The organism is Shewanella sp. TB7-MNA-CIBAN-0143 (assembly GCF_040310065.1).
Lineage (GTDB): Bacteria > Pseudomonadota > Gammaproteobacteria > Enterobacterales > Shewanellaceae > Shewanella.
This window is the reverse complement of sequence record NZ_JBEOPL010000002.1, coordinates 178,706-195,695: the sequence shown is the minus strand read 5'-3', so window position 1 is coordinate 195,695 and position 16,990 is coordinate 178,706. Positions and strand designations below refer to the sequence as shown.

Sequence of the window (16,990 nt, the reverse complement as noted above, 5' to 3'; positions counted from 1 at the left end):
TTGATTTAAACAATAAACCCGGCTTTGCTGGGTTTATTTGCTTTAACAAGCTAACTTTTTCAGTGCTAGCAGTTGTAACTACTTAAGATCTGTAGGATCATCTATTTTTATTCATATTGCCATTGTGCGCCAAGAGGAATTCCATGAGTCATGTGGACACCGAAGTACGTCCAAGTAACTTCATTCGTAATATCATAGACGAAGACCTAAAAATCGGTAAGCACAGCCAAGTACATACACGTTTTCCACCAGAACCTAACGGGTATTTACATATTGGCCATGCTAAATCTATTTGCTTAAATTTTGGTATTGCAAAAGATTATCAAGGTCAATGTAACTTACGTTTTGATGATACAAACCCTGAAAAAGAAGACATCAATTATGTTAAGTCTATTCAGGAAGACGTGCGTTGGTTAGGCTTTGAATGGTCTGGCGATATCCGTTATTCATCAAACTATTTTGATCAACTACATCAATATGCAGTTGAGCTCATTACCAAAGGATTGGCGTACGTTTGTTTCTTAAATGGCGAACAAACCAGAGAGTACCGAGGTTCATTAAAAGAGCCTGGTAAAAACAGCCCATACCGTGACACCAGTGTTGAGGAAAACCTCGCGTTATTTGAGAAAATGCGTAAAGGTGAGTTCAAAGAAGGTGAGTGTGCACTGCGTGCCAAAATTGATATGGCATCACCTTTCATGTGTATGCGCGATCCTATTATTTATCGTATTCGATTTGCTCATCATCATCAAACAGGCGACAAGTGGTGCATTTACCCAATGTACGATTTTACTCATTGTATCTCTGATGCTATTGAGAATATCACTCATTCGATTTGTACTTTAGAGTTTCAAGATAACCGTCGTTTATATGACTGGGTATTAGATCATTTAAATGATTTCCAAGCACCAAATCGCACTCGTCAATATGAGTTTTCACGCTTAAATCTTGAATACACCTTGATGTCTAAGCGTAAACTAAACGATTTAGTCACACGCAAACTGGTTGATGGCTGGGACGATCCCCGTATGCCAACTATCGCTGGGTTACGTCGTCGTGGTTACACATCTGCTTCTATTCGCGAGTTCTGCTTACGTATTGGTGTTACCAAGCAAGAAAACTTAATTGAAGTCGGCATGTTAGATGCGTGTATTCGTGAAGAATTAAACGAACATGCACCTCGTGCGATGGCCGTGTTAAGACCTATAAAAGTTATCATTGAGAACTATTCAGATACTGAAACCGAAACCATTATTGCTGCAGCTCATCCAAACAATGAAGCCATGGGCACTCGTGAGCTGACATTTGGACGTGAGTTATTCATTGATGTTGAAGATTTTAAAGAAGAAGCTAATAAGCACTTTAAACGACTTGTTTTAGGTAAAGAAGTCCGTTTACGTAATGCCTATATCATCAAAGCTGAACGTTGTGACAAAGATGCAGATGGTAATATTACCACCGTCTATTGTACTTACGATGCTGATACATTAGGTAAAAACCCTGCAGATGGACGTAAAGTTAAAGGGGTGATTCATTGGGTTGAAGCCTCAACAGCGAAACCTGCTGAGTTTCGCTTGTACGATCGTTTATTTACCAGTGAAAATCCTGCAGCTTTTGAAACTGTTGATGAAGTGCTAAATCCCAATTCACTCACAGTAGTGAAGGGACTCGTTGAACCTGGCTTAGTCAATGCGCCGGCTGAGAAAGCGTTTCAATTTGAGCGAGAAGGCTATTTCTGTGCAGACAGTAAAGATTCAAGCGCTGAACATTTAGTGTTTAACTTAACGGTACCGTTAAGAGATACCTTTGCGTAATCAGCATTATGGAATCACAAAAAAGGCGCTGAATGCGCCTTTTTTGTTTTATTTTTTCAATAGTCAATAGTCAATAGTCAATAATCAATAATCAATAATCAATAAATTATTGCATCATTGGCCCAAAACCAATGCTCCATAAAATAACACTACTGGCCATCAGCGCAACTAATAAAACAAGTCCCGCAGTAACCACTGAGCTAGCGTAAATGAAACCCTTTTCTTCCGGGATATTCATAATAATAGGGACACCGGCATACAGCAGATAAACCGAATAAGACAAGCCAATCAAGCCGACGATCATAATGAACCATAACACGGGGTAGAGTGCTGCCAAACCAACCATAAATAATGGGGTTGCAGTATAAGACGCTAATTCGAGAGCTTGAGTATAAGTTGGATCCGCATCAAATGTTTTGCCCATCCAATATGCTAAATACGCGAGAGCCATAACACCAATAATTAAGCCGAAATACATCCCAACTGACATGAATAGTGCGCTTTTTGAGGTTAGGAATAGAAGTTCTCCAGCTCCGGGATGCCAACCAATGTGTGCGGTTGCAAAATAAGCACAAATTGCAGGGATCAGCGCGATAAGCAATACATGACTCAAGCTGCTCTTTAGCGCTTCGTGATTTTTTTCAATTGTGTGCCACTCTTTTTTTGGATGAGTGTAAAGTCCCATTAAGTGATTCAATACCATTATAGTTATCCTTGTTTAGCATTTTTGACCTAGCTCGCCAAACAACGACGAACTGACTACAGCTTTTTACCAATCGCCTTAATCAGTCCACATCTACTTATCAACAGGGGAATGGTGTTGGCATAACACTGAGATCGTTCTATTGCCAACATCTATGTTGTTAAGTTATGACTCTATCCCAATTTAGAATCATCATTTAAGGTGATCGATGGCATCTGTTATTAAATCGTTAAATTAGATGCTCAGCTTATTTATTGAACATAAATAGACTTTCGTCAAGTTGTATTACGTTTTTGGTTTCAGAAAAGATCGCTCTAAAGGTAAAATGAACATAGATTTTTGAGAGGATTATCCATTTTATGCAGCAATTACTTGTCCCTATTTACGACTTTTTAGGTTGTGAGACACCAAACCGTTGGGTCGAACAAGCTAAACAACCTGAACAACTCACCGCGTTGCTGATTGACCATTGCAACTGTGAGCTTAAAGCTGCGCAAACTGCAATGTTAATGATCCGCAAATATGCGATTGACAAGAGTAGTTCACATCTATTGAAGACCTGGGCTAAGCCTTATGAAGATTTTGTTTATCAACAAGACCGTAATGCCCTCGAGTTTTTAGCCCGCGACAGTAAAAAGAACGACATCACTAGTGAATTAATAGCCAATAAAAACCTCACTAACAGCACTGATTTAATGAGTAAAATGGTTCGTTTGATTAAAGAAGAGTTTCATCATTTCGAACAAGTTTTACAGATTATGACTGCGCGTGGTATTGATTACAGTAATATTCGTGCCGGTCGTTACGCCAAACAGTTAATTATTCATATGCGGACTCATGAGCCACTTACGTTAATTGATAAGTTAATAATTGGCGCGTTTATTGAAGCGCGGTCATGTGAACGATTTGCCAAACTTGCGCCGCATTTAGATGATGAACTCGCTAAGTTTTATACTTCATTACTCCGATCAGAAGCGCGACATTTTCAAGATTATTTGGCTCTTGCTGAGGATATTGCCGGTGAAGATATCAGTGAACGCATTGATTATTTTCGCGAAAAAGAAATGGAATTAATTTTGACAGAAGATAGCGAGTTTCGTTTTCACAGTGGTTTACCGCCACAATAGCCAACAATTGCGAGATATAAACCAAGACTCACTGATGATATCAACGTTGATACTGTTTAGTGAGCCTAGTTTGTTTCGGAAAAGGGTAATGTTACTAACTCGCAACCGTTCTCGCTGACGTTTAGTACGCTGCCTTGAGTATACCAATCACCGACCACAACACGTTGTTCTTGTGCAGTGAGTTGATGTATGGCAGGGCGATGAGTATGACCATGGATCATTCTTTGACAATCAGTACGAGCCAGTAGCGCGGTTACCGCACTTGACTCAACATCCATGATTTCATAATGTTTTTGCTGATTACCTTGAACACTTTTTTGACGAATTTTTGCGGCAATGTTTAAGCGTGTCTTTTTAGGTAGGTGAGAGTAGACCCAACGCACTATATCAAGACTTCTAAAGCGCCTGAATCGCTGGTAAGCAATATCAAGGGTACAAAGGCTATCACCGTGTAAAATCACAGTATTAACACCGTACAAGTTGATACAATAGACTTCAGGTAATATTTTCATGCCTGCTCGTAGGCAAAATTGTTTGCCAACCATAAAATCACGATTACCATGAATAAAATATACAGGTATTGAGTTCGATACTGTTTTGATTGCTTCAGCAATGGCAATGGTAAAGGGTTCTGCAATATCATCACCCATCCAAACTTCGAATAGGTCACCGATGATATAAAGCGCTTCAGTATTGTCTAAACCATGGTTTAGAAAATAGATGAAGGCTTGTGTAATATCTGGGCGATCTGCACTTAAGTGCAAATCGCCTACGAAGATTGTTTTCTTCAAAATTACGCTTTAACGCTAACGCTTTTGATCACAATGGCTTCTAATGGTACATCTTGATGCATACCATTATTACCAGTGGCAACATTTTTGATTGTTTCAATAATGTCTAAACCTTCAACCACTTCACCAAATACACAGTAACCCCAGCCCTGTGAAGTTTCTGATTTAAAATCAAGGAAAGTATTGTCTTTCACGTTAACAAAAAACTGTGCTGTCGCTGAATGCGGATCAGAAGTACGTGCCATGGCAACAGTGCCTTTTCGGTTAGATAAACCATTGTTGGCTTCATTTTTGATTGATGCTTTAACACTTTTTTGGCTCATATCTTCAGTGAAACCACCACCTTGGATCATAAAGCCGTCAATAACACGGTGAAAAATAGTACCTTCAAAAAAACCATCTTCAACATACTGCATAAAGTTAGCCGCGGTAATTGGCGCTTTTTCTTCATTTAGCTGTAAAGTAATATCGCCCATATTGGTATGTAAAGTAATCATGTTGTCTCACTTGAAAATAATAATTTGCGCGATTCTAACTTATCTTAACTGCCGCATAAAGTGCAGTGTTCAAAACAGGTGACATCATGCTAAACTCAGCATTAACATTTCCCGTTATAAATTAGTGTAAAAGAGAACAATCGATGTTAAAGATTTACAATAGTATTAGCCGTGATAAACAAGAATTTAAACCAATAAATCCAGGTAAAATCGGAATGTACGTCTGTGGCGTGACCATTTACGATTTATGTCATATTGGTCACGGGCGTACCTTTGTTTCGTTTGACATGATAGTGCGTTATTTACGTTATATCGGTTATGAGGTGAATTTTCAGCGTAACATTACCGATGTTGATGACAAAATTATCAAACGGGCCGCTGAAAACAACGAATCTTGTGAGTCGCTCACTGAGCGTTTGATCGCCGAAATGCACCAAGACTTTGATGCCTTGAACATGAAACGTCCAGATTTTGAGCCTCGAGCAACGTTACATATTGAAGAAATTATCGATATGGTTCAGCGTTTACTCGATCGCGACCATGCCTATGTAGCCAGCAATGGCGATGTATTATTCAGTGTTGCCTCATTCCCTGAGTATGGACAGTTGTCAGGTCAAAACCTAGACCAGCTTCAAGCCGGTGCTCGCGTTGAGATAGATAATGCTAAACGCAATCCTATGGACTTTGTGTTATGGAAAATGTCAAAACCGGGTGAACCAACCTGGGAATCACCTTGGGGTCCTGGTCGTCCAGGTTGGCACATTGAATGTTCTGCCATGAACAGTAAGCATTTAGGCTTACATTTTGATATTCATGGTGGCGGCTCTGATTTACAGTTTCCACATCATGAAAATGAAATTGCGCAGTCTTGCTGTGCTCACGATACTCCGTATGTGAATTACTGGATGCACACCGGAATGGTGATGGTTGACCGTGAAAAAATGTCTAAATCATTAGACAACTTTTTTACCATTCGAGATGTGCTTAAGCATTATGATGCTGAAACGGTACGTTACTTCTTATTATCCGGTCATTATCGTAGTCAGTTAAATTATTCTGAAGACAATTTAAAGCAAGCTCGTGCAGCACTAGAGCGTTTATATACAGCACTTAAAGGTTTAGACTTAACTGTTGATGCTGCGCCTGCTGAACCGTTTGTAGCCAAGTTTAAGTCGGCAATGGATGATGACTTTAATACTCCTGAAGCCTATTCCGTGTTATTTGAGATGGTACGTGAAATCAATCGTCTTAAAACAACCGATATGGCAGCGGCATCGGCATTAGGTGTCAGCTTGAAGCAATTAGCAGATGTGCTTGGCCTTATCAGCCAAACGCCAGAAGCTTTCTTTAAGGGGGAGGGCAGTGACGATGAAGTGGCAGAAATTGAAGCGCTTATCGTTGAGCGTAACCGTGCCCGTACTGAAAAAGATTGGCCTGCTGCGGATGTGGCCCGCGATCGCTTAAACGAGTTAGGCGTTGAGTTAGAAGATGGCGGCCCAAGCGGCACCACATGGCGTAAAAAGTAGTTTATTTAGCGCATAAAAACAAAAGCCTGCAATAGCAGGCTTTTGTTTTTAATCAGCATAATTTACTTATCTGAGATTTGCTTATCTGAGATTTAGTTAACTATGATATTGCTCGCATGCGTATAGGGTGTTCTCTAATAAACTTGCAATGGTCATCGGGCCTACTCCACCAGGGACCGGCGTAATAAATGCAGCCTTTTCAGCGGCAACATTAAATTCAACATCACCCACTAAACTGCCGTTCTCCAAACGATTGATACCAACATCAATAACAATCGCGCCCGGCTTTATCCAGTCACCAGGAATAAACCCAGGTTTGCCAACGGCAACGACTAATAAATCTGCTTGACGCACTTTTTGTTCTAAGTTTTTGGTAAAACGATGACAGGTTGTCGTTGTGCAACCTGCTAATAATAATTCTAGTGTCATTGGTCGGCCAACAATGTTTGATGCACCAACCACAGTTGCATCCAGGCCATAGGTATCTATACCGGTTGATTTTATTAACGTCATAATGCCCATCGGCGTGCAAGAACGAAGCACTGGGATACGTTGAGCTAAACGGCCGACATTATAGGGATGAAATCCATCAACATCTTTATCTGGGCGAATACGTTCAATTACTTTGGAGTCATCAATATGGGCGGGCAAAGGCAGCTGCACTAGAATCCCATCAATGCTTGGATTGGCATTACATTCATCGATTAACGCTAAAAGCTCTGCTTCAGTTGTATTGGTGTCAAGGTCAAAAGATTGAGATTCAAAACCGACTTCCTCACAAGCTTTGCGTTTACTGCCAACATAGACTTGAGATGCGGCATCACTGCCCACTAAAATAACTGCAAGTCCTGGCGCGCGAAATCCAGCTTGTCTACGTTGTGTTACTTTTTGTTTTAGTGTGGTGCGAATAGATTGTGCAATGGCTTTACCGTCAATAATTTGAGCAGTCATGGCTATAGAGTTTCCTTTGAGTGACACAAGTGTTGAAGTCAATGGTCGATCGGCCGTTATTCTAGCAGGCGTATTGAAGAGTGTCATTTGCTAGACGTGGAAAATACAGTGAATAAACTATTCGCGCTATGATGCTAATCACGATATTTGCTGCTAAATTCGTCATATAGCAATAAGGGTTAAAAAAATCGTTGACGATAGCTAGGTGACTCGTTAATATGCGCTCCGTTCTCGAGACAACATCGTTATTGTTTATAGATAATTTCTGCCTCGAAAACAAAGCAATATTTTCGGTGATTAGCGCAGCCCGGTAGCGCATCTCGTTTGGGACGAGAGGGTCAGAGGTTCGAATCCTCTATCACCGACCAAATTAATGTTATTTGCTCTTGCAGTGAGTAACGGAACAAGTAAACTTGTTCAGCCAGACAGGATGCAGTATCTAACTGTAACCATGCGCCCGTAGCTCAGTTGGATAGAGCACCCGCCTTCTAAGCGGGTGGTCGCAGGTTCGAATCCTGCCGGGTGTACCATTTCAATGGTGATTGTAGCTCAGTTGGTAGAGTCCCGGATTGTGATTCCGGTTGTCGTGGGTTCGAGCCCCATCAGTCACCCCATTTTCTGATTAAATCAAACTATCGTGTATAACCCTTTTAACGGGTACAGATAAGTTTGATTTGATCACGATAATTATTTTGCTCATAGTCCTTTCGAGCGTAAGTCAAAAACTCATTTCGCACATTAAACGTGCAAACACGTCAAAATTGAACATAAGTCGGCGTTTTTATCATGTAAATCGACCTTTTCAGGCTCGACTCTGTTAAAAACGGTAGCTATAATGTCGCGTCTTGATAAATATCAAAAATAAGCTACCTGTACCAACAGCGTCTTCAGCATCAATAATATCGCTGTGCTGGGTTTCAGAGCTAAATCCATGGTCAAGAAACGAATATCTAATGGTTGAGTTGTCGACCATTACAAAGAACGTCAGACATATTTCGAGGTAAAACAATGCAAGTTTCTGTTGAAACAACTCAAGGCCTAGAGCGTCGCCTAACTATTTCTGTACCTGCTGAGCAAATCGAGAAATTGGTTAAAGACAATGTATTGCGCGAAGCTAAGCGTGCGCGTCTTCCAGGTTTCCGCCCAGGCAAAGTGCCTATCGGCGAAATCAACAAGCGTTATGGCAAAGCCATTCGTCAAGACATCACTGGTGAAGTGATGCAACGCAACTTTATTGAAGCAATCGTAGCTGAAAAGTTAAATCCTGCAGGTGCACCAGTATTTACTCCTGGTTCAACTGAAGGTGATTCTTTTGAATTCGTTGCAACATTTGAAATCTACCCAGAAGTTGTTCTAACGGGTTTAGATAGCATTGCAGTTGAACAGCCTAAAGCTGAAGTTAATGATGCTGACGTTGATGTTATGATTGAAACATTACGTAAGCAACATGCCACTTTTGCCGCTGTTGAACGTGCAGCAGTTGCTGACGATAAAGTTAAAATGAACTTTATCGGTTCTATTGACGGCGAAGAATTCGAAGGCGGAAAAGCTGATGATTTCGAACTTCAATTAGGCAGCAACCGTATGATCCCTGGTTTTGAAACCGGTATCGTAGGCCATAAAACAGGTGATGAATTCGAAATCGAAGTGACTTTCCCTGAAGATTACCACGCTGAAAACTTGAAAGGTAAAGCGGCTAAGTTCGTTATTACTTTAACTGAAGTTCAAGCGGCTAATCTGCCAGAAGTGAATGATGAATTTGCTTCATTGTTTGGTATTGCTGAAGGTGGCTTAGATGCACTTAAAGCTGAAATCCGTAAAAACATGACTCGTGAACTAGAGCAAGCGTTAAAAGCGAATGTGAAAGAACAGGTTATTACTGGTTTACTTGCAGCAAACGACATCGCTATTCCTAAAGCGCTTATTGAGGGTGAAGTGAATGTACTTCGTCAACAAGCTATGCAGCGTTTTGGTGGTCAAACTGAAAATATGCCTGAACTTCCGGCTGAACTTTTCACTGAACAAGCTGAACGTCGTGTTAAAATCGGTTTGCTATTAGGCGAAGTCATCAAGACAAACGAACTAAAAGCAGAAGATGATCGTGTTAATACATTGATCGAATCTATGGCTTCAGCGTATGAAGATCCATCTGAAGTTGTTTCATACTACAACTCAAACAAAGAACTCATGCAAAACATGCGCAACGTAGCGCTTGAAGAGCAAGCGGTGGAAGCATTGTTAAAATCATCAAAAGTAACCGTTAAAGACGTCGCTTTTGAAGAATTTATGAACAAGGCTACCGGACGAGCGTAAGCTAAGCTTGACTTAACAAGCCGTTCGCCATTTATAATGGCTCGTATGAGGTTCCTCTCATGCGGGCCATTTTTATTTTAGGGAAATGAATAATGCATAAAGCACCAGAATCAGTACTCAATGCTCTTGTACCTATGGTTGTTGAACAAACAGCTAAAGGTGAACGTTCTTATGATATCTACTCTCGTCTATTAAAAGAGCGAGTCATCTTTCTAGTTGGTCAAGTTGAAGAACACATGGCTAACCTTATTGTTGCTCAATTATTATTCCTTGAGTCAGAAAGCCCAGATAAAGATATTTATTTGTACATTAACTCTCCTGGTGGCTCTGTCACAGCAGGTATGGCTATTTATGACACTATGCAGTTCATTAAGCCTAATGTGAGTACCGTATGTATGGGCCAAGCCGCGAGTATGGGCGCATTCTTGTTAGCCGGTGGCGCTAAAGGTAAACGTCATTGTTTACCGAACTCTCGAGTGATGATCCATCAGCCATTAGGCGGTTTCCAAGGTCAAGCATCCGACATCGCCATTCATGCTCAAGAAATTCTTGGTATTAAGAATAAATTAAACCAAATGTTAGCGGACCATACTGGTCAACCGTTAGAGGTTGTTGAACGTGATACCGACCGTGATAACTTCATGAGTGCTACTCAAGCTGTTGAATATGGTATTGTCGATTCATTACTCACGAGTCGCGGCTAAAACTGGTAGCTGATTTTCTAGATACTTTCAGGTATTCTGTATTGAAAGGCGTTCAGTCATCAATGTGGTTATGATAAGTATCTACAAGCAGAGCTTAGGTTCAACCTAAGTTGTAAACAGAGGTAGAATAATGGGCGATAACAAAAATAACGGTGACAGCGGCAAACTGCTGTACTGCTCTTTTTGCGGAAAAAGTCAGCATGAAGTCAGAAAACTCATTGCTGGTCCATCAGTTTATGTATGTGACGAATGTGTTGATTTATGTAATGACATTATCCGTGAAGAAATCAAAGAGATTTCACCCAAACGTGATGAAGACAAATTGCCGACACCGCATGAATTGCGCAAACATCTTGATGACTACGTAATCGGTCAGGATCAGGCTAAGAAAGTGTTAGCCGTAGCGGTATACAATCATTATAAGCGTTTACGTAATGGCGCTATTAAAGATGGCGTTGAACTAGGTAAAAGTAACATTTTACTACTAGGTCCAACCGGTAGCGGTAAAACTTTATTGGCTGAAACGTTAGCTCGCTCACTTAATGTCCCTTTTGCTATGGCAGATGCAACCACATTAACCGAAGCTGGTTATGTGGGTGAAGATGTTGAAAACATCATTCAGAAGCTACTGCAAAAATGTGATTACGACGTTGAGAAAGCGGAACGCGGTATCGTCTATATTGATGAAATTGACAAAATCAGTCGTAAATCTGACAATCCTTCAATTACTCGTGATGTATCGGGTGAAGGTGTTCAGCAAGCGTTGCTTAAGTTAATTGAAGGCACAGTTGCTTCTGTTCCTCCACAGGGCGGACGTAAGCATCCACAACAAGAATTCTTGCAAGTGGATACGTCTAAAATTCTGTTTATCTGTGGTGGTGCGTTTGCTGGACTTGAAAAAGTCATTGAGCAACGTGCACACACCGGAACCGGAATTGGCTTTGGTGCAGAAGTAAAAGGCGAAGCGGATAAAGCGACTATTTCACAAATCCTTAGCCAAGTAGAGCCTGGTGATTTAGTGAAGTTTGGTTTAATTCCTGAGTTTATTGGTCGTTTACCTGTTGTTGCTACGCTAACTGAGTTAGATGAAGCTGCATTAGTACAGATTCTGTCTGAGCCAAAGAATGCATTAACTAAACAATATAGTGCATTATTTGAGATGGAAAATGTCGAACTTGAATTCCGTGATGATGCATTACAAGCCATCGCTCAAAAAGCAATGTCACGTAAAACCGGTGCACGTGGATTACGTTCTATTGTTGAAAGCATCTTGCTCGATACAATGTATGATATTCCGTCGACACAAGGCGTGATTAAAGCCGTTGTTGATGAATCAGTAGTGAAAGGCGAGTCAGCCCCTATTTTGATTTACGAAAACACTGAGACACAGGCTGCTTCAGGCGAGCAATAATTGCACTGATAGTCAGGAAGTTGAAAAATAAGGAGTCCATTGGGCTCCTTTTTTCGTATTAGCCATTGAAACTGATAACATCACCCCAATATACTCAGTAATAAGTCAATTTCATTAAACGGAATCGAGCCATGACTAAAGAGCGTGAAGCGCATATCGAACTCCCCGTGTTACCACTTAGAGACGTGGTAGTTTACCCGCATATGGTAATTCCGCTATTCGTGGGACGGGAAAAATCTATTCGTTGCCTAGAATCGGCAATGGAACAAGACAAGCAAATTTTATTAGTCGCTCAGCGAGATGCAGATCTTGATGAGCCTACCAAAGACGATATTTTCGATATTGGTACAGTTGCCTCTATTTTACAGTTGCTTAAATTACCAGATGGCACGGTAAAAGTATTAGTTGAAGGTGGCCAGCGTGCCAAAATCAAGCAATACACCCAAGAAGAAGAATTCTTTGCCGCAACAGCTGAATACCTCGAGTCTGAAGAATTAAGTGATAAAGAAGAAGAGGTGTTAGTTCGCAGTGCTATCGGTCAATTTGAAGGCTACATCAAGTTAAATAAAAAAATCCCACCTGAAGTATTAACTTCATTGTCGGGGATTGATGAAGCCGCTCGTTTAGCAGATACCATGGCTGCACATATGCCATTGAAGCTTGAAGACAAACAATCTGTCCTTGAGATGATCAATGTCGGTGAGCGTCTGGAATATTTAATGGCGATGATGGAATCGGAAATTGACTTGCTTCATGTCGAAAAACGAATCCGTACTCGTGTTAAAAAACAGATGGAAAAAAGTCAACGCGAATACTATTTGAATGAGCAAATGAAAGCCATTCAAAAAGAGTTAGGCGATATTGACGAAAGCCACGACGAATTTGAAGTATTGGCGCGTAAGATTGAAGAAGCTGGCATGCCAGTTGAAGCCAAAGAAAAAGCCACTGCTGAGTTAAACAAACTCAAAATGATGTCACCTATGTCAGCTGAAGCCACAGTTGTGCGCAGCTATGTTGACTGGATGACTGCGGTACCTTGGAAGCAGCGCTCAAAAATAAAGCGTGACTTAGCCAAGGCGCAAGAAGTACTCGATACCGATCACCATGGGCTTGAAAAAGTCAAAGAACGTATTCTTGAGTATTTAGCGGTTCAAAGCCGAGTTAAGCAGCTTAAAGGGCCTATTTTGTGTTTAGTCGGACCTCCAGGTGTGGGTAAAACCTCATTGGGCCAGTCGATTGCCAAAGCAACCGGCCGTAAGTATGTTCGTGTTGCTTTAGGCGGCGTACGTGATGAAGCGGAAATTCGTGGTCATCGTCGTACCTACATTGGTTCTATGCCAGGTAAAGTCATTCAAAAGATGGCTAAAGTAGGGGTTAAAAACCCATTATTCTTGCTCGATGAAATCGATAAGATGAGTTCTGATATGCGTGGCGACCCATCGTCAGCGTTATTAGAAGTGCTCGATCCTGAACAGAATGCGACCTTTAACGATCACTATCTTGAAGTTGATTATGACTTATCAGATGTGATGTTCGTTGCTACGTCAAACTCAATGGATATTCCTGGCCCTTTACTTGACCGTATGGAAGTTATTCGTTTATCGGGTTACACCGAAGATGAAAAGCTCAATATTGCTAAGAAGCATTTACTGACTAAGCAAATTGAGCGTAACGGCCTTAAAGAAAAAGAAATCAAGGTTGATGACAGCGCTATTTTAGGCATTATTCGCTATTACACTCGTGAAGCGGGTGTGCGTTCATTAGAACGTGAATTGTCGAAGATTTGTCGCAAAGTGGTTAAGCATATCTTGCTTGATAAAACGGTCAAAATGGTTGAAGTTAACCAGGAAAATTTAAAGTCATTCCTTGGTGTGCAACGTTTTGATTTCGGTAAAGCTGAATCGAATAACCAAATCGGTCAAGTAACCGGTCTTGCATGGACTCAAGTTGGTGGCGATTTATTAACAATCGAAGCCACCTCAGTAGCAGGTAAAGGTAAATTAACCTATACCGGTTCGTTGGGTGATGTGATGAAAGAGTCTATTCAAGCGGCAATGACCGTAGTACGTGCTCGTGCTGAAAATCTTGGTATTAACAATGATTTTTATGAAAAACGAGATATTCATGTGCATGTACCAGAAGGTGCGACGCCAAAAGATGGTCCATCTGCGGGTGCGGCAATGTGTACAGCGTTAGTGTCTAGTTTAACCGGTAACCCTGTACGTAGTGATGTAGCCATGACAGGTGAAATTACTCTACGTGGCGAAGTATTGCCTATTGGTGGTTTAAAAGAAAAGCTATTAGCAGCCCATCGCGGTGGAATTAAGCATGTATTAATTCCTCAAGAAAATGAACGCGATCTGGAAGAAATTCCTGCAAATGTGATTGCTGATTTAATCATTCATCCAGTGCGTTGGATAGATGAAGTGTTGAAATTGGCGCTTGAGCGACCAGTTGAAGGCTTTGAAGTGGTTAAAAAATAGCTTGTTAGTTAAAAAATTGCTGTAGAGCATGAAAAAAATGAAAAAAGGGGCTTAACAAAACGCTGACCTGTGGTAGCCTAGGTTTGTGGATAGTCAGACGCACCAAGCCCTTGGGGCATCTGGCGTTGAGCAGTATCCAATTTCATTTTTTGGTTTTCGTACTAAGTTTGGTGTGTTATCAAGCTTATAAAATAAAGCCTCCGCAGACCGCTCTAAACATAGATTTGGTTGCGGCGCGACAATAACATTCAAGGGGATGACATGAACAAATCTGAACTAATCGAGAAAATCGCATCTGGTGCTGATATTTCTAAAGCTGCTGCTGGCCGCGCACTAGATTCTTTTATCGCTGCGGTAACGGAAGGTCTTAAAGATGGCGATAAGATTTCTCTAGTTGGTTTTGGTACATTTGAAGTACGTCAACGTGCTGAACGTACTGGCCGTAACCCACAAACGGGTAAAGAAATTAAAATTGCTGCTGCGAACATTCCAGCGTTCAAAGCTGGCAAAGCGCTAAAAGACGCTGTTAACTAAATAGTTAATAACGTGGCCTTTGTAAGGCATTCGTAATACAAGCACTGCTTAGGCGGTGCTTTTTACGAAAAGCAATATTGTTATGCAAAGCATAATACATATTGGGAGTATTGGGTCATACCCGTGGTAGCGTCTGATAACTCCATATAATTTACAATAAGGCGCATCCACAAGGTGATGCGCCTTTTTATTTTATTAATCGCAACAAGCGAGAATTCAGATGTTAGAAAAAATTCGTGAAGGATCACAGGGGATTGTTGCTAAAACAATTCTAGTACTTGTGATACTTTCTTTTGCTTTTGCCGGTGTGAGCAGTTATTTAGGCTCAAACACGGGTGTACCTGCTGCAGTTGTTAATGGTGACGAAATTGGCGCCAACGAACTTGAACAGGCTTTTCAAAATGAACGCTCGCGTATTGAGCAACAGCTAGGCGAAATGTTTACTGCATTAGCGGCTGACGACTCCTACATGAACGGAATTAAGCAAGGTGTATTGGATCGTTTAATTGCCGATAAGCTCATTGATCAAGCTGCCAACAAGTTGGGCTTACGTGTATCAGATGAGCAAATCAAGAAAGCGATTATCGAAGAGCCTGCATTTCAAACCGACGGTCAATTTGATAACGAACGCTACCTAGCAGTATTGCGTCAACTAGGTTATCAAACCACAAGCTTTAGAAACATGATGCGTGTAGATATGACCCGTCGTCAGTTATTAAATGCGCTTGTTGGTAGTGAGTTTGTGCTGGACGGTGAAGCTAAACAGCTTGCAGAGGTTCAAGGCCAAACCCGTGATATTCGCTACTTAGTCGTCGACTCAACACCGTTTTTATCAACTGTTTCTGTCGCTGATGAAGAAGCTCAAACTTATTACGATGCTAATGTTTCGCAATACATGAGCCCTGAAAAAGTCAGCCTTGAGTATGTTGAATTGAATGTTGCCGACATGGCTAAAAGCAGCGAAACCTCTGATGAAGAAGTGAAAACTTATTACGAAGAGAATCAAAAGCAATATCAAACGGCTGAAAAACGTCTTGCTGCGCATATTTTTGTCGCCGCAACTGACGATGACAGCGCAGATAAAGCCAAAGCTGATGCTATTGAAGCCAAGTTAACCGCGGGTGAAGATTTTGCTGAGTTAGCAAAAACTGATTCTGACGATCAGCTTAGTGCTCAACAGGGCGGTAAGTTAGATTGGTTTGAACAAGGCGTAATGGACCCTGCATTTGATGAAGCACTTTTTGGATTACAAAAAGATCAAGTCTCGTCAATTGTGAAAAGTGAATTTGGTTACCACATTATTAAGCTGCTTGATTTACAAGCTAGCCAAGCAACCGCTTTTGAAAACGTTAAAGCGAAAATTGTTGCTCAGCTACAAGAAAAGAAAGCCTTAGATGTGTTTTATAGCTTACAAACTAAGTTGGCTGATACCAGTTACGAAATCCCTGATACTTTAGCTGAAACTGCGCAAGCGGTTAATGCAAAAGTACAATCAACGCAGTTATTCTCGCGTGATGACGTACCGGCTAAATTTAACAATCCTGAATTTATCAAAGCCGCATTTTCTGACCAAGTGTTAGCAAGTGGTTTAAACAGCGATGTGATTGAACTTGCGCCAAACCATGTAGTGGTTATTCGCATGAAAAAACATCAGACAGCTGGCGTTATGGGATTTGCAGAAGTAAAAGCTGGTATTGTTGAACGTTTACAGCAAGATAAAGCGAATGACGGTGCTCGTGACAAAGCTGCGGAATATATGGCACAGTTAAAAGCGGGTAATAACACGCTAACAGGTGCTTCATTGACGACATTAGCTAAACTAGGTCGCTTTAATCAGGATATTGATCAAGCTATCACCAATAAAGCCTTCAAAATTGCCGCTCCTGCTGAACATAGTGTCACAATTGATACTGCAGCGTTAGCGACAGGTTATGCGGTTATTGTGGTTGATAAAGTCAATAAAGCTGAAGGCATTAATGACAACCTCATCAATACGCTTAAACAACGTATTGCGCCTCAATACAGCGAAGCTGATTATCGAGCAGTGGTTGCCTCACTTAAAGCTGATGCTGAAATTGAGTATCCAGTTGCCGACTAATTAAGTCGTCGCAACAGATGAAATACAAAAAGACCTAG

At 41.1% G+C, this 16,990-nt stretch carries 13 protein-coding genes and 3 tRNA genes; 12 read left to right on the top strand and 4 right to left on the bottom strand.

The window, feature by feature from the left end; genetic code table 11:
* The first annotated feature begins 143 nt into the window (after positions 1-143).
* Complete coding sequence (gene glnS / locus AAEY97_RS02280) at positions 144-1,814, top strand: glutamine--tRNA ligase (protein ID WP_350996240.1); 1,671 nt, start codon at positions 144-146, stop codon at positions 1,812-1,814.
* Between the two features lie 106 nt (positions 1,815-1,920).
* Here glnS and AAEY97_RS02275 read toward each other — a convergent pair whose 3' ends face one another.
* Positions 1,921-2,517 carry a Yip1 family protein gene (locus AAEY97_RS02275; RefSeq protein ID WP_011638064.1) on the bottom strand — a complete coding sequence of 199 codons (597 nt, stop codon included), beginning with the start codon at positions 2,515-2,517 and terminating at the stop codon, positions 1,921-1,923.
* Positions 2,518-2,876: 359 nt separating this feature from the next.
* Here AAEY97_RS02275 and miaE point away from each other — a divergent pair, with 359 nt between their 5' ends.
* Positions 2,877-3,644, top strand: coding sequence for a tRNA isopentenyl-2-thiomethyl-A-37 hydroxylase MiaE (miaE, locus tag AAEY97_RS02270; RefSeq protein WP_182743729.1), 768 nt, complete (start codon positions 2,877-2,879; stop codon positions 3,642-3,644).
* A 65-nt stretch (positions 3,645-3,709) separates the two neighbouring features.
* Here the strand turns inward: miaE and AAEY97_RS02265 are convergent, their stop codons facing one another.
* Together AAEY97_RS02265 and AAEY97_RS02260 are read right to left on the bottom strand one after the other, a co-directional pair.
* Positions 3,710-4,435: a UDP-2,3-diacylglucosamine diphosphatase gene (locus AAEY97_RS02265; RefSeq protein ID WP_335690422.1), complete on the bottom strand. Its 726-nt coding sequence runs from the start codon at positions 4,433-4,435 to the stop codon at positions 3,710-3,712.
* Between the two features lie 2 nt (positions 4,436-4,437).
* Positions 4,438-4,932 (bottom strand): peptidylprolyl isomerase, encoded by a 495-nt coding sequence (locus AAEY97_RS02260; protein WP_011638050.1) that lies wholly within the window; start codon positions 4,930-4,932, stop codon positions 4,438-4,440.
* Between the two features lie 143 nt (positions 4,933-5,075).
* On the opposite strand from AAEY97_RS02260, the gene cysS reads away from it, so the two are divergent.
* Positions 5,076-6,458 (top strand): cysteine--tRNA ligase, encoded by a 1,383-nt coding sequence (gene cysS, locus AAEY97_RS02255; protein ID WP_101087832.1) that lies wholly within the window; start codon positions 5,076-5,078, stop codon positions 6,456-6,458.
* A 96-nt stretch (positions 6,459-6,554) separates the two neighbouring features.
* Here the strand turns inward: cysS and folD are convergent, their stop codons facing one another.
* Entirely contained in the window at positions 6,555-7,409 is an 855-nt protein-coding gene (folD, locus tag AAEY97_RS02250; RefSeq protein WP_162022723.1) for a bifunctional methylenetetrahydrofolate dehydrogenase/methenyltetrahydrofolate cyclohydrolase FolD, read from the bottom strand.
* 291 nt (positions 7,410-7,700) lie between these two features.
* Here folD and AAEY97_RS02245 point away from each other — a divergent pair.
* From AAEY97_RS02245 to AAEY97_RS02205, 9 genes are all read left to right on the top strand, one after another.
* Positions 7,701-7,777: transfer RNA gene (locus AAEY97_RS02245), tRNA-Pro, on the top strand.
* Between the two features lie 85 nt (positions 7,778-7,862).
* Positions 7,863-7,939 (top strand) — tRNA-Arg (locus AAEY97_RS02240).
* 8 nt (positions 7,940-7,947) lie between these two features.
* Positions 7,948-8,023, top strand: a tRNA-His gene (locus AAEY97_RS02235).
* Between the two features lie 394 nt (positions 8,024-8,417).
* Positions 8,418-9,722 carry a trigger factor gene (gene tig, locus AAEY97_RS02230; protein ID WP_101087836.1) on the top strand — a complete coding sequence of 435 codons (1,305 nt, stop codon included), beginning with the start codon at positions 8,418-8,420 and terminating at the stop codon, positions 9,720-9,722.
* Positions 9,723-9,814: 92 nt separating this feature from the next.
* The gene (clpP, locus tag AAEY97_RS02225) at positions 9,815-10,426 is read left to right on the top strand and encodes an ATP-dependent Clp endopeptidase proteolytic subunit ClpP (RefSeq protein WP_101087838.1); all 612 of its coding nucleotides are present in this window, start codon (positions 9,815-9,817) and stop codon (positions 10,424-10,426) included.
* 130 nt (positions 10,427-10,556) lie between these two features.
* The gene (gene clpX, locus AAEY97_RS02220; RefSeq protein WP_101087840.1) at positions 10,557-11,837 is read left to right on the top strand and encodes an ATP-dependent protease ATP-binding subunit ClpX; all 1,281 of its coding nucleotides are present in this window, start codon (positions 10,557-10,559) and stop codon (positions 11,835-11,837) included.
* A 131-nt stretch (positions 11,838-11,968) separates the two neighbouring features.
* Complete coding sequence (gene lon / locus AAEY97_RS02215; protein ID WP_101087842.1) at positions 11,969-14,320, top strand: endopeptidase La; 2,352 nt, start codon at positions 11,969-11,971, stop codon at positions 14,318-14,320.
* Between the two features lie 261 nt (positions 14,321-14,581).
* Entirely contained in the window at positions 14,582-14,854 is a 273-nt protein-coding gene (gene hupB, locus AAEY97_RS02210; RefSeq protein WP_059745462.1) for a nucleoid-associated protein HU-beta, read from the top strand.
* A gap of 220 nt (positions 14,855-15,074) precedes the next feature.
* The gene (locus AAEY97_RS02205; protein ID WP_350996235.1) at positions 15,075-16,952 is read left to right on the top strand and encodes a SurA N-terminal domain-containing protein; all 1,878 of its coding nucleotides are present in this window, start codon (positions 15,075-15,077) and stop codon (positions 16,950-16,952) included.
* The last annotated feature ends 38 nt before the right edge of the window (positions 16,953-16,990 follow it).

Coding starts and splice junctions, on each gene's coding strand:
- glnS (WP_350996240.1), top strand. CDS start 144: ATGAGTCATGTGGACACCGAAGTACGTCCAAGTAACTTCATTCGTAAT.
- lon (WP_101087842.1), top strand. CDS start 11,969: ATGACTAAAGAGCGTGAAGCGCATATCGAACTCCCCGTGTTACCACTT.
- AAEY97_RS02205 (WP_350996235.1), top strand. CDS start 15,075: ATGTTAGAAAAAATTCGTGAAGGATCACAGGGGATTGTTGCTAAAACA.
- hupB (WP_059745462.1), top strand. CDS start 14,582: ATGAACAAATCTGAACTAATCGAGAAAATCGCATCTGGTGCTGATATT.
- miaE (WP_182743729.1), top strand. CDS start 2,877: ATGCAGCAATTACTTGTCCCTATTTACGACTTTTTAGGTTGTGAGACA.
- cysS (WP_101087832.1), top strand. CDS start 5,076: ATGTTAAAGATTTACAATAGTATTAGCCGTGATAAACAAGAATTTAAA.
- clpX (WP_101087840.1), top strand. CDS start 10,557: ATGGGCGATAACAAAAATAACGGTGACAGCGGCAAACTGCTGTACTGC.
- clpP (WP_101087838.1), top strand. CDS start 9,815: ATGCATAAAGCACCAGAATCAGTACTCAATGCTCTTGTACCTATGGTT.
- tig (WP_101087836.1), top strand. CDS start 8,418: ATGCAAGTTTCTGTTGAAACAACTCAAGGCCTAGAGCGTCGCCTAACT.
- folD (WP_162022723.1), bottom strand. CDS start 7,409: ATGACTGCTCAAATTATTGACGGTAAAGCCATTGCACAATCTATTCGC.
- AAEY97_RS02260 (WP_011638050.1), bottom strand. CDS start 4,932: ATGATTACTTTACATACCAATATGGGCGATATTACTTTACAGCTAAAT.
- AAEY97_RS02275 (WP_011638064.1), bottom strand. CDS start 2,517: ATGGTATTGAATCACTTAATGGGACTTTACACTCATCCAAAAAAAGAG.